Raw genomic sequence first — 20,430 nt, forward strand, 5'->3', positions numbered from 1 at the left:
GCATTATTCGTTCCACCCTTCCACTTCAAATTTAATTTTTAAATCGCACTTAAATAAGCGTTCAAGATGCTTTTTATGTCTATTCGCTTGATATTCCTCTGCAACAGCGTTTCTCTTTGTTGTGACGATACAGACGATTTCTTCATCTGTTTTTTCAAGTGTCACTCTGCTAGCCGCGTTTCTTTTCGAAATATTCAAGCCATAAACAAACTTTAAAATTGCGCCGAAATCACGTAAATCCTTCTGTTCTTCCTTGGAAAACCAGTTAGAAAACGGCTGTACAAAGCGCTCAAAATACTCTTTATTTTTATAAGAAGCTAATAACGCTATTTTCATTCGCTCTATTTGTGTTATCCCTGGTATAGCCTGATTGGCAATTAAGTAAAACGTGTGCTGGCTTGCTGAATCAAGCTCAATATACTCGCCTATCGCATATAGCTTGGCGGCACGTTTAATAAGCTCCAAATGGGCTTCATTATAATGAAACACTTCTAAATGACAGACCTCTCGATATAATTGCTCTGCTAAATTACTTAGTAGTATGACTTCTTCTTCGGAGCGCCCATACTCAAAGGCGATGCGGCGAGCATTAATATTAAATACATTATATTTATCGAAGGCGGTCACATTACTGCCTGCAACTCGATTAATAATTAAGCCTTCACGCAGGCCTTTTTTACTTATTTGGAAATGCTTCGAGTTCACCACTTCCATTAATGCGGCAAATGCTTCAAGTGCAAGCACAATAATATCCGCGCGATCTGCAGATAGGCCATCTAAGTTTTTCAGTTGCTCATAGCTCATACTTCCAAGCTCCAATTTCAATGTGTCAATATTTTGCTTCGTCATTTCAAAATGATGTACGTCTGAAATCGGATAATCTATTTTTTGCTGATATACCTGTCCAATATTCCGGCTACTTCCCCCGATTCCGATAATGGGTAAAGTCACATCCACAATCCATGGCAATGACATAAATTGCTGACGTAGGAAACTGCGCAATCGCTTCTTTTCTTCCTCCGTAATAATTGTGTTTTTGACATAGTTTTGCTTGAGCGATACTGTTCCAAATGGAAAGCTATGTGTTTTAAGTAGCTTTTTGTTTTTAAATAAAGTAATTTCTGTAGAACCACCGCCTATATCGATTGTTACTGCTGATGGTGTAGACATTGAATTAACAACAGCTAGAAAGCCAAAGTATGCCTCCTCTTCCTCAGATAAAACATCCACCGTCATTCCAAGCTGCTGTTGCATTCTTTGTACAATTTCCGTATTATTCGTCGCCTGACGCACTGCAGCAGTTGCCGCAATTTTAATGTCCTTAATATTATAATCCTCTAAAATTTGTTTAAATGACTGCAATAAATCCTGTAATAATTGAATGCCTTCCTCAGACATTTCGCCACTTGGTAAAATATATGTACGCAGTCTTGCAACCTTTTTCATATTTCCGAATTCTCGTAAACCTTCATCCTTGCTATAACGATACATAACGAGACGGACAGTATTTGAACCAATATCAATAATCGCTGTTCGCATATCTTTCATAAATCTCGCTCCTTTTCATCTATTCAAATTATTCGTCATATGCTTTAACATTTTTTATGCGAAATAGCTACTTATCCGTCAATTATTTTTGATTCGTCATTTGAATCTACTACGTCTTTGTTAATGTAGATGTCCAAAAAGCCGGGATAGCTTGCATTTTGGATAATTTCGGTAGTGCTGCTTCAAAGAATTCACTTGCAAAAGGGTTCTTTGAAAAGGGATAAACACTAGGTTTAGCAGCCTATTTTTGAATTTAAAATAAGCGTAAGCTCATTTTTCACTACACTGAGGAGAAGTTCGTTGTTTGAAACAACCACTAGAAATTATGTACCTTTCGCCTTGCTTTATATACCAAAATGATGTGCTTCTACGGTTACTTGCCGTAAAATTACCGCTTTATCAAGATAAAAAAGTCGGAATACCTTTATGTAAGCATCCGACTTTTCATTTACGTATCAATGATAGGTGCTCACTACAAAATAAATTGATCTACACGTAAAATTAGCTCTGCGATTTCTGGCTTTGAAATTTGATCCTCGGCACCAACCTGATCTCCTTTATGTCGCAAATCATCTGTAATTAAGCTAGAGAATATAATAACAGGTAATATCTTTAAATCAGGATGTGTTTTAATTCGCTTCGTTAAATGATGTCCATCCATCTGTGGCATTTCAATATCTGTAATGACTAGCTGTACATGTTCAGCGATATTTCCGCCAGCCCTAGCTAACGCTTCTAAATAATTTAAAGCGTCTTGTCCATTTTCAAAAAAATCAATATTATCGTAGCCAGCTTCATGCATCGTATCATGTAGGAGCTTACGCAGTAATGGTGAGTCCTCCGCAATAATAATTTTCTTTTCGGAACGCTCGCGCTTACCTAATTTTTTCACTGCCTCCACGCTTATACCTGAATCTGGGTTAATATCTACCATAATTCTTTCAAAATCAAGCAGTAGAATCATCTCATCATTATGCTTAATAACACCAATAACTTGCGAAACTCCACCTTGATACATATCGGACGGCTTTTCAATTTGATTCCATGAAATGCGATGAATTTGTGTCACATTGTCCACATGGAATACGACGCGCTGCTTATTAAACTCCGCAACGATATATTTTTGCTGTGGACCATGTTGTAAATGATTCAGCCCTAATACCTTTAACATATCGACAACAGGCAGCACCTCACCGCGCAGTTGAATAATCCCTTCTACATGCGCGTGAGCATGTGGAATAAATGTGACAGGTATCGGTTGAATGATTTCTTTCACTTTAATAACGTTAATTCCAAACTTATTATTGGCCACTTCAAATTCAACGATTTCTAATTCATTAGTACCACTTTCTAATAAAATACCTTTATGATCCAAGGTCGCTCGCCCCTCTCTTAAAGCCCCTATTTTTATACTCCAATTGTATCACAGCAAGGCTATTTGTCATATCACCGTTTTTAATTTTTACAATTACTATACTTTTTTAAGCATGCTTAAATTGAACTATCTAGAAAGGGTAAATCTTATTACTAATACAATTGAAAATTTTACTTTACTCGCTCTTTTAGAAATTAAAAGAATAAAGAGTTGTCTGAAAATAGCGTGCTACTTTCAGACAACTCCAAAATTACATAAACATATTAGCAATTAATAAAACGATTAAACCTGTAAACCACATTAATGTCGTGGGAACCGACCAAACTAAAATTTGCTCTCTCACATTAGTAATACCTGACATACGGTTTACAACCCAGAAAAGGCTATCATTAAAGTATGAAAATACTAATGCCCCCATCGCCGCTGCTTGAGCAGCCAGTGCCATATTAACATCCATTTGCGATAAAATCGGTGCTGAAATAGAGGCAGCCGTAATCATCGCCACAGTACCACTTCCTTGCACAAGGCGAACGAGTGAAGCGACGAAGAACGGAATTAAAAATGCTGGCAATGGTAATTCAGCAATTAAATTGGCAATATAGTCACCAGCACCATTTTCACGTAATACGAAGCCTAATGCCCCTCCTGCCCCTGTGACAAGAATAATAATACCTGCCGACTGAATGCCTTCCTCCATACGCTCAAGCGTTTCTGAGCGCGAAAGATTTCTCGCCAAGCCGTATATTGCGAATAATAAACCGATAGCAACTGCGATAATTGGCTTACCTAAAAAGATTAAAATACCGTAAAAGCCATCTACTAATTCTAACGCAGCCAAAGTTGTATTTAAGAATATTAAGATAATTGGAACTAAAATAGGCAATAAGGATAACATTAATGAAGGTAGTTCCTTTGTTTGCTCCCTTTCATCTATTGCATCGAGTAATTCAGAATAACCAACCTTTTCCTTTGGACGAATAAAGCCTGTTTCAGATGTTTCATCTGGTAATTGATAAATTTTATTGCCTAACCATTTTGCATAAAGAATACCGACAATCATCAATGGTATACCGAATAATAAACCGAGACCAATCATAATCCCAATGTCTACGCCAAAGATTCCAGCAACACCAAGTGGTCCAGGTGTTGGCGGCACAAGTGAATGCGTAATAACAAGACCTGAAGCCAGTGCAACACCAATAGCAATAACAGATTTTCCTGTTTTCTTTGATAATGATTTTACTAATGGATTTAAAATAATAAATGCTGAGTCAACGAAAATTGGAATTGATACGATAAACCCTGCAATTCCCATCGCCCATTCCTCTTTCTTTTTTCCAACAAAGCGAATTAAAGCATAGGCTAGCGTTTCAGCAGCGCCCGAAACCTCAAGTATTCGTCCCATCATTACACCTAAACCGATAATAATACCGACAGAGGCAAGCGTACTACCAAAACCTGCTGAAATTGTATCTGCGACAGCTGCTGGCGCCATTCCACCTACAATCCCTGCGATAGATGCTGCAATAAGTAACGCTACAAATGCGTGAACTTTCGTTTTTAATACTAATAAAATTAAAGCGATAACACCGAGTAAAAGCCCGGCCATTAACTGAGTACCTGATACTGTGTCCATCATAATCCCCCTTAAATGTAAGTGTTTTCATTGTTGTTCAATGAAATGGAGCTATCTGAAAATAATATTTCAGACAGCTCCACTCATCGAGAAGAATGCCATCTAAATGCAAAATTATAAATTATTTTTTGTAAAATTAGGTGCATATTGTGCTGCAACTTTAATACATTCTTCCATGCTGACACTTTCAGCAACATTTTTCCCTGCGATATCAAATGCCGTACCGTGGTCAACAGATGTACGTAAAAATGGCAAGCCATTTGTAATGGAAATTGTACGGTGGAAGTCTGTCATTTTTGCTGCAATATGTCCTTGGTCATGGTAAAGAGATAATACCGCATCATACTTTCCGTTTAATGCTTGGAAGAATACAGAGTCCGCTGGCACTGGACCAACTGCATCAATACCTTCCACGACAGCAGCTTCAATACCCGGTTTAATTTCTTTTACTTCTTCCCAACCAAATAATCCATTTTCACCGCTATGTGGGTTTAAGCCTGCTACTGCAAAGCGGCGATTTTCTACACCTAAGCGTTGTAACGCCTTGTCGCAGCGAATTAAATAATCACGTACACGCTCCTTCGTCATTTGGTCAATTGCATCCTTTAATGAAAGGTGACGAGTTAAGAAGAAAATTCTCATTCCTTTTACTTCAAACATTGTTAATGGGTCCTGTGAACCTGCTAAATCTTCCAGCATTTCAGTATGTCCAATATATGGGACTTTGGCAGCCTGTAAAGACTCTTTATTAATAGGTGTTGTTGCAATTGCTTGTACTTCATCCGCCATGGCAAGCTCCACCGCTTTTTTAATATATTCGAATGCCCCTTGCCCACCTTGCGCCGACACCTCGCCATATTGTAATTCATCAATATTAATATTATTTAAGTTAATCACATCTACGGTACCAAGCTCATATTTGCCCTCAGATGGTTTATTTACTTCATTAATTTGCAAATTAGCTCCTACGATTGCAATTGCTTTTTTAAGCACTGCTGTGTCGCCAATTACGAGCGGCTTACACACATCGTATATATCAGCTTTTGTTAAAGATTTCATCGTAATTTCTGGTCCAATGCCTGCTGGATCTCCCATTGGAATCCCAATAATCGCTCTTTCGTTTGCCATGTTTTATTCCTCCTAATTTTTCGCTTTAAAGTTTTTTATCATGCGTATTGATTAACCTTTATTTTACAAATAATACTTAACAATTCATTAATTTCAACTGAGGGGTCGCTTTCCTCGTGATGCGGCTTCAACGAATTTATTTCGGTAAATGCCTAATAAAAAGCGTTTCTCCCTAAAAAACACGCTAATTTATAGACAATACTTATATAATCAACACACTTGACTTTCTATTAAAAAAATTTTTGCTTCTTCTCTTTCACTAAGCAGAAACACCGCTAAACCTTATACTAAAACGCCATCACCAGCATCTAAGTTAATTAGATGACATGGCAATTAAATGGCGTACACTTGTATAAATCGCCTTTTTATCGCCTGCCATACCGCCTTTTGTTACAAGTGGGATACCATCGAAATGTCCCCCAATAAATTGGCCATAGGCAATTAACGGTAATACTTCATCATTTAATTTAATACCCTCTGCTCCGCCAATTGAACAAATGGAGGCTGTAACATCACCACCACTTGAAAAGCAACCGCCAATTTCAAACTCGCTTTTTTCAATGACAAGTCTTGTAATTTTCCCTAAACCATCCGCGATTCTTTTAGCTAAAAATTCCTGGGTCATACCTTGTTGCTGTGCAATATCCTTTAGATTTAATGGCTCTGAGCCGGGAATATAAGTAGTGATAATAATAATTTCCTGCTGCTGCATTTCCTTGAGCGCCATATCGACAACCTTTTGTACTTCCTGTTCCCAAAGCTCCACACTTCCAGTTAATTGTGCTGTTTCCACATAAATTGGCTGTGCATCTGTTTTTTCAAGTAAATAATGGAGCTGATTTGCGCTATTCGTTGTCACGCTCCCCACTGTTACGATAAATTTTTTATTAGATAACGCATTACTGAAATAGGCTTTTGAATATGCTGCTGTCAATGGACCTGGGTCACATGGAATCATTTGTTGATTTTTTAACATTGCCATAGCATTCGCAATTATTTCAATATCCTCGTTTATCACTGCGTCTACTACAAAAACGCGACTTCCTACAGCGATTGATTGCTCGAAGGCTTGCGCTAATGTTTTCTCGCCTTCTAGCACGATATTTAAACCTAGATGGGTGACTTTATATTTGCTTTGTTTTTCCACAATATTTGGTACGTAAGATTGCGTTAAAGGAGCCACAGGGTCTTTTGCTACGTCAGTTGCTTGTAAAGGTATACCATTTACCAATAAATAGCCTCCAGACACTACACGTCCCGAATCTGGAAAGGACGGTGCAATAACCGCAATTGCTGTTTCACCAAGGTAATCAAGTACCGTATCAATCTCGACACCAATATTTCCTCTTACCGTGCTATCAATTCTTTTACAAACAACTTCTACTCCCCATGCAGACAAGTTTTCAAGCACTTTTGAAACGCGCATCTTTGCTACATTACTATCTGCATATCGGCTATCCGTATCTACACAAACCGAACGCTGTGTATGAGGAGGCATTTGATTAAAATGTACCATCGTAGATGTTTGAAATCCTGATTTTGTCAAACGAACACCCGTTGCATTTGCTCCTGTTAAATCATCTGCAATGACGCCAATTTTCACCATTCTTCCCCTCCTTCTGCAATTATCACTTCACATTTCTCTTTTAATGTTTCCATATAATGAGCTGGTATTCCGTCATCTGTAATAATTCCATCTATGCTAAATAAATCACAAACTTTTGCTAATGATTTTTGATCAAATTTACTTGAATCTACTACAAGCAAAGTTGCTTCAGCACATTCAATCATTAATTGCTTCATAGAAGCCTTTTCAAATGTTGGCGCAGTAATTCCAGCATCTATATGAACCGCATGGGAGCCTAAGAAAAACTGATCTACATGAATATTTTTCAATACTTGCTCTGTCAAAGGACCGAAAATTGCACCTGTATTATTTTGTAATTCTCCACCAGTCACTATTACCTTAATATCCGAATCCATCAATTCAACTGCAATGCGTATATCATTTGTTAGAACAGTTAAATTACGCTTACCTTTTAGACGCTTTGCAATTTCCAAATTTGTTGTTCCTGCATCGAGCAAAATCGTAGAATGATCCTTTATATATTGCAAAGCAGTTTGAGCAATTCGCTTTTTTTGCTGGCTATATTTTGTTTCTTTAATTTGAAATGAAACTTCGTTAACAAGAGGCTTGTTTAACACCGCACCACCGTGTGTGCGAATAATTTTCTCTTCTGCCTCTAAAATATTTAAGTCTCGTCGAATCGTCATAGCGGAAACATTTAATTGCTCCACTAACTGATCGATTTCTATTTTCTCATTGACATTTAATTGTTCCAAAATCAGCTCTCTTCGATCTTTTGGTTGCATAAAAAGTACTCCCTTCGGTAATTTCGAACAACTAATAATTATATTATGTTCGTTTCAAACAAAATAATCAATAGTTTTTTATTTATATGTTCATTTCGAACATATTTTTTATCTTATAATACTATCAATTACGCCTCGGCGTAATTGCATCCAGATTTTTCGAGCAAGCTCGAAAAAATCTGTGACATCCGCCGGGGGCTTTATCATGATTCGGCAGATGTTTGAACACTCACTGAATAAAAGCATTCATCTCGCCATCTGTGAAGGTGAGAGTTTTCTGCTGAATCGTGACAAATTCCAACAAAACAGCAGAGAGCCATCTGAAAAGTGCGCCAACGCGCCGCTTTTCGGATAGCTCTCCTCCCATTCATTTAATTAGCATGCATTTGATAATATTTGATTAATGCCTGTGTTCCTTTGTCCCCATATCCCTCTGTTAATAAAACATCGTACATTTTTTTCGCTAAGTGTAAACCCGGTAATTGTAAATTCATTTTTTCAGCCTCATCTAAAGCAATTTTCATATCTTTTATAAAATGCTTTATATAAAAGCCTGGTTCTAAATCTTCTTTTAAAATACGTGGCGCTAAATTGGAAAGTGACCATGAACCAGCTGCTCCTGATGAAATCGATTTTAATACTTCCTCCATCGTCAAACCAGCCTGCAAACCATAAATAATGGCTTCACATGTGCCTAGCATTCCACCTGCAATAGCGATTTGATTACACATTTTTGTATGCTGACCTGCACCAGCCTGTCCTTGGTATACGATATTTCCTCCGAATGCCTCTAAGATTGGGCGAATCGACTCCACAATATTTTGATTACCACCAACCATAATTGATAGCGTGCCGTTCTGCGCTCCAATATCGCCTCCAGATACCGGTGCATCAATACTATGTATACCCTTTTCTAGTGCTAGCGTGTACAATTTTTTGGCTAACGTTGGTTCAGATGTTGTCATGTCTACGATAATTGCACCTTTTTTCGCCGTTGATAAAATACCGTTAGCTCCGCAATACACTTCCTCTACATCTTGTGGATAACCGACCATTGTAAAAATAACCTCTTTGTTTACCGCCGCCTGTGCGGGTGAATCTGCCCATTCCGCCCCTAGCTCTATTAACGGCAATGTTTTTGCTTTTGTCCTTGAATAAACAGTTACTTCGTGTCCAGCATTTAATAAATGCTTAACGATGCTCGCCCCCATAACACCCGTTCCAATAAACCCAATTGTTGCCATAATCAAATCCTCCTCATAATTTCTAGGCTTGTCATAAAAAGCAGGCTAGCATCCCGCTTCTTGTAACAACTCTTTTCTATTTTGTAGAAATGCTCGCCATCTAAAAAAGATAGACATTCAATAAAAAGTAAATTTTTGTTACGCTAAAAATAGTTATATCTTTTTGGACAATTCTCTCCTCTATACTGTACTGCAAAAAGAGGAATTATTATAGTAGCTAAACAAAAAAAGAGCAGAAGCTTGAATTTGCTTCTACTCAAAAAGGGGGAAATGAGAATGTTGCTGTGTTCATTCATACTATTCCCACGATTTCATAAAGTTAAACATGATTTATAAAAATTATATTTTAATTCATTAATTGATCATCTAACATATTTTGATTTTCTTGCTTTTGCTTTGCATATTTGTTCATCAATCGATCTAGTTGTCTACTCAAGCGAATTGTTTTGGCATTTCGCAGTCCGTTTTCAATCCCCGAACGAATCATCTGTTCACGCGTGCGTTCAAGCTGCTTTAAAATACCTTCCTCCACTTTTGTCCCCCCTATTCATTGATCCAAATAACTTGCCTATGTTCTAGCAATATCTAAATAAGTAAATATAATATTGCCTCCCTGCTTTGCCTCTCCTCTAAAATGTTTAAAATCAGGCTCACTTACTAAAATTTGGCGAAAAGCTAAAAAATCACTTTTTTCTATTTCTATTGATTGTACTTCCCGATTTCTTAAATCATTAATCATTTTTCTATATACTTCCATGGAAAATTCATATCTCCTTCAAAATAAATTTCTTTTTCCAGGTTCATTTACTTTAAAATCATTTTATTGCTATTATACAATATTTCCCTACAAAATACAGCTCTATTTAACACATTTTAGTAAAATAATACAAGCCTTACCGATATAATTGATTTCTATACTATTATTATGTTATTCTTAAAAACAGTTATGGTAATGACGTGAATTATGAAGTCATTAAAGGAGTTGACTGCCTGTGAAAATTGCCGAAGTTGGAAATATCATTGAATTTAAGGATGGCTTACAAGGTATTGTTGAAAAAGTAAATGAGAATTCTGTTATCGTTGACTTAACCATTATGGAAAATTTCACGGACCTAGAAATAGAAGAAAAAACAGTCGTTAACCATAAACGCTATAAAATTTTATCTTGATTCAGCACATGTTTCTTTGCTGTTTCAATATGTTTATCGAATGCCACAAGGTTTGCTACAATCGGCTCTTATAAGCCTTGTTTAGTATTATATTATGGCATTATTTACAATTACTATACCTACATTGTTTAGAAAAACTCCCTTTCGTCATAAAATTGATGATGAAGGGGAGTTTTTTTGTTAGTATTACGTTAGGAGGTTGATACATTTTATGAAATTCATTAAACAAGCTCCAGTACTGTTGCTTTCTTTAATTTTCATGTACGCAATGCTGTTTTATACATTTTCTGAAAAAACGATTTTCTGGTATTTATACACATTCACTTTATTAGTCGGTATTGCCATTTCACTCGTAACAGAAAAATTTGAAGATAGCTTACCTACATGGCAATATTTAATATTCGGTATTGGTTATGGCACAATCACATATGGTATCGTCAAAGCAGGCTATTTAATATTGCCACTAATAAGTCCGAATACTTCGCAACAAATTGCTAGCTTCTTAGGAAAATATGGACCATCTACAGTTTGGCATTATTTACTACTTATCTTTATTATCGTTGTTGGAGAGGAAATGTTTTGGCGGGGCTTTGTTCAACAACAATTAAAGCGATTTGTTAAAAGTAGCTATGCGGTTATTATTACTGCTGCCCTCTTCTCTATTTCGGTCGCTATTAGTGGCTTCATCCCCGGTGTAATCGCAGCCTTTGTTGCAGGGCTATTATGGGGCGCTCTATATGAATGGAAAAAAAGCTTACCGCTAATTATTGTATCTCATGTTGTCTTTGTTTTATTATTATTCTTAGTTTTACCACTCACATAATTGCTTTTTTGCAGGAAACTTATTTTAATTAAGTACGTCCTTATACTGTAAGGAGGAATGTTAAATGAAAAAATATTTATTAATTCTCTCTATTTTAACTGCTCTATTATTAGCAGCATGCAATACAGAGTCAAAAACAGAAGAACCATCGCCAAACATTGATTCGAATGGTGCAACAAATGAAGAACCTAACAATCAAGAGGAAATAGACGTTGATGGTACAGTAGAAGAAAATGAGGATGAAGAAGAAAATTCAGAAATCAGCACACCAGAAGAAAATTCATCTAGCAACGCGCAATCAATTACGTATAAATCCAATAATCAGGAAATAAAAGGTTCAACAATTAATGTAAAAAGCCCTCAGCAAGATTATTCTATAAACTTAATGGACGGCTTTACAATTACTGCTGAAGAGCCCGGTCGAGATATCGTAATGGCGGATATCGATCCAGATGTATCAATGCGTATCGAAGCGTTTCCAAAAGCAGACATAGCATTTGATGAATTACTCACAAATACAAGTGATGCAGTAAATGCCATTGCTCCTGAAGAGGGCTATAGTGAATACGATTTATCTCCGATTCAATTAAATGAGCAAATTACAAATATGCAGACATTTTACGTAGAATTGGAAGGCGAAACGGTACTGACGCTTTTATATGAATTGCCCGATAATTTTATTCGCTTAACGATTTTTGATAATCAAGCCGATTTAAAAGATGCGTTAGCACAAATGGGCTTAACAATTAAATAATGAAAAGATGTAGACTGTCCAAAAAGCCGAGCATAGCCGGCATTTTGGACAGCCTTTGCTTTCGACACATAGAAGATGTACTCCTACAGTAATCACAATAAATCGCCACTATCCTTATCCTCATCGCAAAGGGCGTGTCTCAAAATAACTTTTCAGACACGCCCTTTATTATTTTTTATTAAAATATTAACTAAAAAAGAATAAAAGGTGGCAAACACTAAAGTGAACGTCTTTTCAGACGCCTCCCTTTAGTATGATAAATCTTTCACTGATAAGCCTAATTTCTTTAGTAGCTCAATTGCTTGCTCCTTTTCCTCTGGGGATAATACACTTACTAATTCATGCAAATTTTTCTCATGCTGAGGAAATAGTTCTGCCATAAAGTCGGAGCCTGCCTCTGTAATTTCCGCATACGTTACACGGCGATCTTCTGCACAAGATACACGTTTTAAGTACCCTCTTTTTTCAAGCTTATCTACCACATAAGTAATCGAGCCACTTGCTAATAATATTTTATTCCCAATATGCTGTAATGGCTGTCTCCCTTTATGATATAAAAGCTCTAATACCGCAAATTCAGTTTGATTCAACCCGCTTTTTTGGCAAAAGTCATTCGTTATTTCATTAATTGCTTTATACGCACGTGATAGTACAATAAATAATTTTAATGATTGTTTAATTTCTTCTGAAGCCATGTAATCCATCCTTATCTGAAATCAATTACGCCTCCGCAAGCTATCGTTTATCCAATAACGTCACCTTCTGTAACAACGACTGACTATTTTTCGTCATCCAGCCATCTTTAAAAACCTGTGACATTCGCTCGGGGCTTTATCCTGCTTCAGCATGTTTTTAAATTGCATGCTGAAAAAACATTGCTGAAGCAAGATAATATATACAAAGCATTATAGCTATTGCTTGAGAGCCTTGTCCAATTTTTTAATCTTATTTTCTAAAAATAGGGCTTTTAAGATAGCGTAATTTAATAGATACTTTCTCTTAGTATTGATAACTACGACCAAGAAGCTGCGGTAAAATCAGACTGGTATCTGACTTTACCGCAGCCTCTTTCTGAAATCATCAAGTTAGGCTTATCGATTCATGTAATGGAATATTCATTACATATTTATATGGATCAACAGGAATCGTAAAGGTGAATTCTGTACCTATGCCTTCCTTGCTCCAAACATTAATATCGCCATTATGCTCCTCAATAATTTTCTTGACAAGAGGTAGACCAAGCCCAGAACCTTGCTTCTTTGTAGTGAAGAAAGGTGTAAATAACCCTTGCATCGTTTCCTCACTCATTCCGTAGCCTTCATCTTTAATAGTTAACTCAATATTGCCTTCCACATTATAGCCTAAAGCAATTGTGATAGTTCCACCTAATGGCATTACTTCAATTGCATTTTTAATAACATTTATAAGCAACTGCTTTAAACGCACTTCATTCCCTAGCATTTTGAATTCATCAACTAAAGAATATTGAAGCATTAATAAAATATTGCTTTGAATTGCTTGTGGCTGCATAAGGTCAACAATTTGTTGAATAGCTTCCACTAAAGAAATCTCTTCCATCGCATATTTAGGTGGCTTCGATAAATATAAGAAGTCCTCTAAAATAAGCTCTAGGCGCTCAAATTCAGCATCAATAATTGAAAAGTATTGCTTGCCATCTTCACTCATATTCAACTTTAATAATTCTAAAAAGCCCTTTAAAGAAGTCATTGGATTTCGTATTTCATGGACAATTGTCGCAACAAGCTCGTTTAAGTTCGACAGTATTTTTTCTTCTTCCAGATGTGTGTCCTTTATTTCAGCAGTCACCTCTTTAAATATTGTAACAATTATATTCGTAGAACTGATAGCGAGTGCTGTCAGTTCATAAGTCATTGCCTTCTCAGCAATACTACGCTCAAAAATGATAGTGCCTGTTGAGCTATGATCAATATTTTCAAGATACTCAAAAATTTGCTGCTTTGAAAAGCCTAAGTCGCACAACAACTGTTCATATGTTTGTTCATTTTTATACCCTAAAATTTCTAAAGCACCCTGTGTCATCCCTATAATATAGCCTTGCTTGTCCGACAAAATTGCATCGTAGCACGCACAGTCTATAATAGAGCATAGAATATCTTTAGTGAATAACTCGTCCTCATTGAAATTTGGACTTAGCCATACGATAATGGATTGTTCTTTTTCAAAATAACAACCAAATGCACTAGTAGAAATTGTATTATTTTCTACAATAATGTTTACATTACAAAACGCTATTCCTGAATACTTCACCTGTTTCATAAAAGCATCCCATGTTGCACTGGACATTTCATCAAGCATCAGCTGCTCTACCATATGATTCCAACTTAATAACTGCGCTGCTTCTTGATTCATTTTTTGAATTTGACCTGATTCGTGCATGACAATCATCGACTCTTTACACTCGTCAAAGAGTCTATCAAGCTTAGAAATATCAATATAACTCAAAGAAAACGAACCTCCTGTTGTAAAGTAATCGCGCTATCAATTAGTATGCTATTTATATCCTATTAACTATATTACATTTTTATTACCTAATATTCTATATTTTCCGAAAAATTATTTAGCAATAAAGACATTTTATTTTAATTTAGCAAATATTTTTTATCTTATAGTTAAATACTAATTTAACATTTAATTGAGCAAGTGTCCAAATTTTAACTAAATTAAATTGAATCTTTCAAAAGTTTTGATGGTACAGAGTTGTAATTGAACAAATAACTTTTCACTTACATATCTCAAAAAACTAGTAAGTTGTCGCCTTTTTGATACACTGCTACAATGATAAAGTGAATCTTCTGTCCGTAGGGATTGGAAGCTTCACTATTCGAGTTTTACAGACCGTCCTCCCACTTCATATTTTTATGTGGGAATCTTACAGCCTGTTAATACAAGGATAAATGTGAAGAGGAGAGAAATTATGAAAATTGTATTAGCAACATTAAACGCCAAATATATTCATACGAATTTAGCAATTCGCTACTTAAAAGCAAGTGCCTACCCTGAATTTATACCAGAGCTTGCTGAATATACAATTAAAGACCCCGCATTTAATATCGTTTCAGATTTATTCCAAAAGCAGCCTGATATCGTGGGCTTTAGTTGTTATATTTGGAACATTGAAGAAACGCTGCATGTAGTGAAAATGTTAAAAACTGTTTTGCCTAATACGAAAGTTATTTTAGGTGGACCTGAAGTATCTTATGACGTGCATCATTGGCTAAAAAATCATACTGAAATTGATTTCATCGTTATGGGGGAAGGGGAGACTTCCTTTAAGGAATTAATGCATTATTTCAATGGCAAAATTCCTTTAGAAGATGTACGTGGTATTTGCTATTTAGCAGAAGGCAAAGTAAAAATCCACGCACAACCAGCAAAAATTGATTTGCGTGAGCTCGCATCACCATTCCGCTTTGCTGAAGATTTACCTCATCTTGGCAAGCGTATCCAATATATTGAAACAAGTCGTGGTTGCCCTTTCCAATGCCAGTTTTGTTTATCGAGCATCGAAGTAGGTGTGCGTTATTTTAATCGCGAAAAAATAAAAGAGGATATTCGCTTTTTAATGGAGCATGGTGCGAAAACAATTAAATTTGTAGACCGTACCTTCAATATTAGCCGTAGCTACGCAATGGAAATGTTTCAATTTTTAATTGATGAGCACAAGCCTGGCGTTGTGTTTCAATTTGAAATAACGGCGGATATTATGCGTCCAGAAGTAATTCAATTTTTAAATGACAATGCGCCAAAAGGCTTGTTCCGTTTTGAAATCGGTGTACAGTCGACAAACGATTTAACAAATGAGCTTGTCAAACGTCGACAAAACTTTGAAAAATTAAAACGCACTGTTACGATGGTCAAGGAAGGCGGCAAAATCGCTCAACATTTAGATTTAATTGCTGGTCTACCAGAGGAGGATTACGCTTCCTTCCGCGACACATTTAACGATGTTTTTGCCATGCGCCCCGAAGAATTGCAATTAGGGTTTTTAAAGCTATTACGTGGGACCGGTCTACGCCTAGAAGCTAAAAAATACGGTTACACATACGTCGACATTGCCCCATACGAAATTTTTTCAAATAATGTGCTAACGTTTGATGATATCGTTCGTATTAAGCATGCCGAGGACGTACTTGAGAAATATTGGAATGCTCATCGTATGGATTTCACAATTGAATATTTAGTAACTGAAGTGTTCGAAACTCCGTTTGACTTTTTCCAAAGCTTCGGTACATATTGGGAAACACGTGGCTGGTCTCGTATCGGGCATCAGCTAGAAGATCTGTTCCGCCGCTTGCTAGAATTTTTACAAACAGTACCAAACGTCGATTTAGATATTGTACAAAATATTATGCAGCTTGATTACTTACAGGAGCAGCAATTCCAACCGCGTAAAATTTGGTGGAATAAGCGAGTAGATGACGTAGAGCAAAAAAATATTTATGCACAGCTCCGCCAAAACCCTGCTATCGCAGGACAAGAGTTTGCGGCAATGGGAATAACCGAGCGTGATTTATTCAAGCACTCGCTCATCATTCCAGCAACGATTTCTTATGGCGATTTCGTTAATGGTCAAATCACAAAGCACAAGGGCTATTTATTCACTTATTTCCGTCAAGGTCAGCAACCCTATTTTGCAGATATTAAGGCACTGTAGAAAAAAGGCTGTCGCGCTGCTGTTTGATTGAAATGTTCATCATTTATTAGGTAACTTTTTTGTTCTATTAGCAACTTCAAAAAAGGCTAACCAGAAAAATCTAGGCCACTGAAAAACTTACGTTTTTTCAACTTATAAGTGAATGTAATGTTAAAAAGGAGTTAATTCGTTCAAATTTGAACGAATTAACTCCTTTTTCAGTGGTATTTCTTACTCTGCTCCCTTCATTAAGGTTATAATTCTTTTGAGATTCATGGCGAATATGGTTGTTGCTCCTTGTATCTGCATACCAAATAGACCCGCGGAATTGGCTGTTTCATACCCGTGTCTATGTTTCAACTCACTATTTTTCGCCTCAATTTTATAGCGCGATGTTGCTTTTTCTTTAAATTCATCGCTATTTTGAAACGCTTCCTGCTCTTCATGTTCTGTTGATTTAATCGTTACGGAATAGGTTTTACTTTTCGCACCTTCCTTGTAACAACCTTCACGTAACGGGCAAACCTTACATTTTTCAATATCAAAGTAGTAAGTTTGTGCTTGGTTTTGCCCTTGGTTTTTCTTTCCTGTCCGTGCTGTTCGAATAGCCATATGCCCTGCTTTACAAACATACATCCCTGCATCTTTATTGAATTCAAACTCATCTTCTTTAGCACGACTTCCATGTGTGATTCGCGGATTTAATTTCGATACTAATTGAAGCTCGTTTTCTTTCGCATAGCGAATATTATCCTTCTCTGAATAAGCTGCATCCCCAATCACTGTGTCAATTTCCATACCTGTTTCCTGACTCTTTACATTTGATAACGCTACTATATAATAAAACAGCGATGTATTCCCAATTTAAATTAGGAATGAGTCGCTGTTTTTAAAGTATTATTTTATCTCTATGAAAGCTATTTCGTTGATTGGAGTGTAGGGCGCCGACTCCTGTGGGATTAGCGGGACAGGTGAGACCCCGCAGTGGAGCGAAGCGACCGAGGAGGCTCACCGCCCGCCCCACGGAAAGCGTGCGCCCGGAACGGAAATCAACCGTTTTAGCGTAATACCGATTCATGGGGACTTTTTCAGTGGCCTAGAAAAATCTGGCTAGCCTTTTTTCAGCCAATTATTACGCGTTCCTTGGGATAATGGTATTTTAATTTCTTCGTATTGCCACCTAAAGTATATAAAAATGAAATTAACCCAACACGACCAATAAACATTAAAATCATAATAACGATTTTTCCAAATGTCGATAAATCACTCGTAATGCCAAGTGACATTCCACATGTCCCGAACGCTGATGTAATTTCAAAAATTAGCTGTGTAGCCGTTGCATGAGGCTCCGAAATAAGCAGCATAATGGCAGCCAAAAACACCATGAAAAGCGCCAATGTAATCACAACAAAGGAACGGAATACATCAATCATATGAATTTCCCGCCCAAACACTTGAATTTCTTCTCGACCATTTGCATACGTAATTAAAAATAAAATAGCTATAGCAAAAGTGGTTGTACGAATTCCTCCACCAACAGAGCTAGGGGATGCCCCAATAAACATTAAAAAGCTCATAAAAAGGTCTGTCGCCTCACCGAATGTTTGCACATCATAGGTTGTCAAGCCTGCTGAGCGTGTCGATACCGAATGATACATGGCGGAAAATAAAGCCTCATGCCAAGTCATCCCTTTAAATGAGTGAAAGCTCTCAAGCGCTAGAATGCCTAATGAGCCGATAATAAATAATATCCCATATGTCGCTGTCGTAATTTTAGTAAACAGACTGAATCGGAATGTCCGGTCTTTTTTTGTTAAAAAAATCTTTAATTCAATTAAAACAGGGAAGCCAATTGCTCCAAGCACAATTAATAGCATGGTTACAAATTGAACGAAATAATCTAAATGAAACGGCTGCAAACTCATACCTGTAATGTCAAAGCCGCCATTTGTCGTTGCTGAAATCGATGTAAAAACACCATGTATTAAAGCTTCCTGCCACGTATCAAAATAACGTTGAAAGTGCAAAGTTAAAATTATCGCACCAGCAGCTTCAATGAAAAATAATATTTTTACAATCTCACGAATTAATTGAACAACCCCAGATAATTTGTATTGATTATGGTCAATCATAATCAACTGTCTTTCACGCATACCAATGCGCTTCCCAACAAGCAGCCAAATAAATGTCCCAAGTGACATAATGCCAATAGCACCCAACTGCAAAACGATAAGAAGCATAACAAGTCCAAATGTCGTATATGTTTCCGAAATATCAAAAACAGTTAAACCCGTAACACTTACTGCACTAACCGCTGTAAATAATGTATCTAAATAAGCTACCTCTATCCCTTCTCGATGTACCCCCGGGAGTCGCAGCAAAAAAAACGATGTAGCAATTGCTATAAAATAATACGACACAAGCAATTGGAATGGCGTAACTAATCTTAGTTGCTTTTTTTTCTTTTTCATCTAAATGCCCTTCCTTCTTTAGGTAGTCATTAGTATAGACAATGTAACGAAAAAAGAAAAGGGGCAATAGGAAAGTGATGGTATATTTCAACTTCTTTCAAAAATGTTCACTGGTGAGTTATCTGCAATTTTCATTAACTATTCTAACAATAAAAAAACAACTGCCGTAAAGTTTTTGTTCTTTGCTCGACAGTTGCTTTTTATTGTTTAAGAAATTTGTTGTTTTTTGTTTTTTGCTACACTGAAGAAATAGCCACCTGCTGCAATCGCAACTAGCACAATCCAGAATGTCGCCTTCCACACCGTTGAATGAGGGAAATCATGAGGGATTAATGCCACTTTTTCATGCGCTAATGTTAACACGACTAATTTTACTCCTACCCAGCCAACAATTAAAAAGGCGGCTGTTTCAAGTGATGGGAGCTTGTTCAAGATTTTCACAAACCATTGTGCTGCAAAACGCATGATGATTAAACCGATTAGACCACCTAGGAACATAACAGAGAACTGCCCCGCATTGATACCGCCAATGTGATATTCTGTTAAATGCGGTAATGTTACTGCAATTGCTACTGCTGCAAGCATTGAATCGATAGCGAATGCAATATCGGCTAGCTCTACTTTCACAACAGTCATCCAGAAGCCAGAGCCTTTCTTTTCCTTTACCTGCTCCTCATCCTTATCTTTCTTAAACTTCGCATCATAAATATGTTTGAATGAGATAAATAATAAATATGCTGCACCAAGCGCTTGAATTTGCCAATAGTTCACTAAAACTGTAATTAAAAACAATGCTGCGAACCTGAAAATAAACGCTCCAAATAATCCATAAAATAGTGCTTTCTTTTGTTGTTCCTGTGGTAAATGTTTGACCATAACCGCCATAACCACTGCGTTATCTGCTGCAAGTAAACCTTCTAATACGACAAGGACTAAAAGTACCCATGCATATTCTAATAAGATTGCTTCCATCATCAGTTCCTCCTCTAGTTATTGTATACCCATTTTCATGCACTTCGAATACCTTTTTAAGGCAACAAAAAAGACCTATGCCTAAAAAGCAGGCAAAGGTCTTGCTAAGCAAATTTCATTGCTATCACACCCGATGGCAGAGCCATGTAATGACGAATGTGAAGTAAGTTAGTTGTAGGCTGCTGTTAGATTCAACAGTCCTATCAATACTTATAGCTACTCCCCTTTGACATAATGTCAATGGATATTTTAATGTGTACTT

The 20,430-nt window shown here is 36.7% G+C and carries 17 protein-coding genes and 1 pseudogene; 4 read left to right on the forward strand and 14 right to left on the reverse strand.

Going from position 1 to position 20,430, the window contains the following annotated elements; translation table 11 throughout:
• Nucleotides 1-3: 3 nt before the first annotated feature.
• From MHB51_RS07850 to MHB51_RS07890, 9 genes are all read right to left on the reverse strand, one after another.
• Nucleotides 4-1,548, reverse strand: coding sequence for a Ppx/GppA family phosphatase (locus MHB51_RS07850; RefSeq protein ID WP_342559336.1), 1,545 nt, complete (start codon nucleotides 1,546-1,548; stop codon nucleotides 4-6).
• Nucleotides 1,549-2,020: 472 nt separating this feature from the next.
• Entirely contained in the window at nucleotides 2,021-2,923 is a 903-nt protein-coding gene (locus tag MHB51_RS07855) for a chemotaxis protein (protein ID WP_066169515.1), read from the reverse strand.
• Between the two features lie 250 nt (nucleotides 2,924-3,173).
• Entirely contained in the window at nucleotides 3,174-4,559 is a 1,386-nt protein-coding gene (locus MHB51_RS07860; RefSeq protein ID WP_107942187.1) for a gluconate:H+ symporter, read from the reverse strand.
• A 114-nt stretch (nucleotides 4,560-4,673) separates the two neighbouring features.
• On the reverse strand, nucleotides 4,674-5,687 hold the full coding sequence (gene pdxA / locus MHB51_RS07865; protein ID WP_342559337.1) for a 4-hydroxythreonine-4-phosphate dehydrogenase PdxA: 1,014 nt from the start codon (nucleotides 5,685-5,687) through the stop codon (nucleotides 4,674-4,676).
• Between the two features lie 313 nt (nucleotides 5,688-6,000).
• Nucleotides 6,001-7,293: a four-carbon acid sugar kinase family protein gene (locus MHB51_RS07870; RefSeq protein ID WP_342559338.1), complete on the reverse strand. Its 1,293-nt coding sequence runs from the start codon at nucleotides 7,291-7,293 to the stop codon at nucleotides 6,001-6,003.
• Nucleotides 7,287-8,060, reverse strand: coding sequence for a DeoR/GlpR family DNA-binding transcription regulator (locus tag MHB51_RS07875; RefSeq protein ID WP_107942185.1), 774 nt, complete (start codon nucleotides 8,058-8,060; stop codon nucleotides 7,287-7,289). The genes MHB51_RS07870 and MHB51_RS07875 overlap by 7 nt, the downstream gene beginning before the upstream one ends.
• A 371-nt stretch (nucleotides 8,061-8,431) precedes the next feature.
• Nucleotides 8,432-9,304 (reverse strand): NAD(P)-dependent oxidoreductase, encoded by an 873-nt coding sequence (locus MHB51_RS07880; RefSeq protein WP_107942184.1) that lies wholly within the window; start codon nucleotides 9,302-9,304, stop codon nucleotides 8,432-8,434.
• Between the two features lie 346 nt (nucleotides 9,305-9,650).
• The gene (locus tag MHB51_RS07885; RefSeq protein WP_066169505.1) at nucleotides 9,651-9,836 is read right to left on the reverse strand and encodes an aspartyl-phosphate phosphatase Spo0E family protein; all 186 of its coding nucleotides are present in this window, start codon (nucleotides 9,834-9,836) and stop codon (nucleotides 9,651-9,653) included.
• Between the two features lie 36 nt (nucleotides 9,837-9,872).
• Entirely contained in the window at nucleotides 9,873-10,061 is a 189-nt protein-coding gene (locus MHB51_RS07890; protein WP_066169503.1) for a hypothetical protein, read from the reverse strand.
• Between the two features lie 235 nt (nucleotides 10,062-10,296).
• Here MHB51_RS07890 and MHB51_RS07895 point away from each other — a divergent pair, with 235 nt between their 5' ends.
• From MHB51_RS07895 to MHB51_RS07905, 3 genes are all read left to right on the forward strand, one after another.
• Nucleotides 10,297-10,473, forward strand: a complete 177-nt coding sequence (locus MHB51_RS07895; protein WP_066169499.1) for a DUF2187 family protein — start codon at nucleotides 10,297-10,299, stop codon at nucleotides 10,471-10,473.
• Between the two features lie 211 nt (nucleotides 10,474-10,684).
• Entirely contained in the window at nucleotides 10,685-11,296 is a 612-nt protein-coding gene (locus tag MHB51_RS07900; protein WP_066169498.1) for a type II CAAX endopeptidase family protein, read from the forward strand.
• A gap of 64 nt (nucleotides 11,297-11,360) precedes the next feature.
• A complete protein-coding gene (locus MHB51_RS07905; protein ID WP_342472961.1) occupies nucleotides 11,361-12,050 on the forward strand; it encodes a hypothetical protein in 690 nt (229 codons plus the stop codon).
• A gap of 248 nt (nucleotides 12,051-12,298) precedes the next feature.
• Here the strand turns inward: MHB51_RS07905 and MHB51_RS07910 are convergent, their stop codons facing one another.
• Together MHB51_RS07910 and MHB51_RS07915 are read right to left on the reverse strand one after the other, a co-directional pair.
• The gene (locus MHB51_RS07910; protein WP_066169493.1) at nucleotides 12,299-12,745 is read right to left on the reverse strand and encodes a MarR family transcriptional regulator; all 447 of its coding nucleotides are present in this window, start codon (nucleotides 12,743-12,745) and stop codon (nucleotides 12,299-12,301) included.
• 385 nt (nucleotides 12,746-13,130) lie between these two features.
• Nucleotides 13,131-14,534, reverse strand: coding sequence for an ATP-binding protein (locus MHB51_RS07915; RefSeq protein WP_066169490.1), 1,404 nt, complete (start codon nucleotides 14,532-14,534; stop codon nucleotides 13,131-13,133).
• A gap of 472 nt (nucleotides 14,535-15,006) precedes the next feature.
• Here MHB51_RS07915 and MHB51_RS07920 point away from each other — a divergent pair, with 472 nt between their 5' ends.
• The gene (locus tag MHB51_RS07920; protein WP_107942181.1) at nucleotides 15,007-16,746 is read left to right on the forward strand and encodes a B12-binding domain-containing radical SAM protein; all 1,740 of its coding nucleotides are present in this window, start codon (nucleotides 15,007-15,009) and stop codon (nucleotides 16,744-16,746) included.
• Between the two features lie 210 nt (nucleotides 16,747-16,956).
• Here MHB51_RS07920 and MHB51_RS07925 read toward each other — a convergent pair.
• The 3 genes and pseudogenes from MHB51_RS07925 to MHB51_RS07935 all read right to left on the reverse strand — a co-directional run.
• Nucleotides 16,957-17,541, reverse strand: a pseudogene (locus MHB51_RS07925) (transposase); the annotation flags it as partial.
• Nucleotides 17,542-17,846: 305 nt separating this feature from the next.
• Nucleotides 17,847-19,196: a TrkH family potassium uptake protein gene (locus tag MHB51_RS07930; RefSeq protein ID WP_066169486.1), complete on the reverse strand. Its 1,350-nt coding sequence runs from the start codon at nucleotides 19,194-19,196 to the stop codon at nucleotides 17,847-17,849.
• A 207-nt stretch (nucleotides 19,197-19,403) separates the two neighbouring features.
• Nucleotides 19,404-20,168 (reverse strand): TerC family protein, encoded by a 765-nt coding sequence (locus MHB51_RS07935; RefSeq protein ID WP_066169483.1) that lies wholly within the window; start codon nucleotides 20,166-20,168, stop codon nucleotides 19,404-19,406.
• Nucleotides 20,169-20,430: the final 262 nt, after the last annotated feature.

This window comes from Metasolibacillus sp. FSL K6-0083, from assembly GCF_038630865.1.
Classification (GTDB): domain Bacteria; phylum Bacillota; class Bacilli; order Bacillales_A; family Planococcaceae; genus Metasolibacillus; species Metasolibacillus fluoroglycofenilyticus.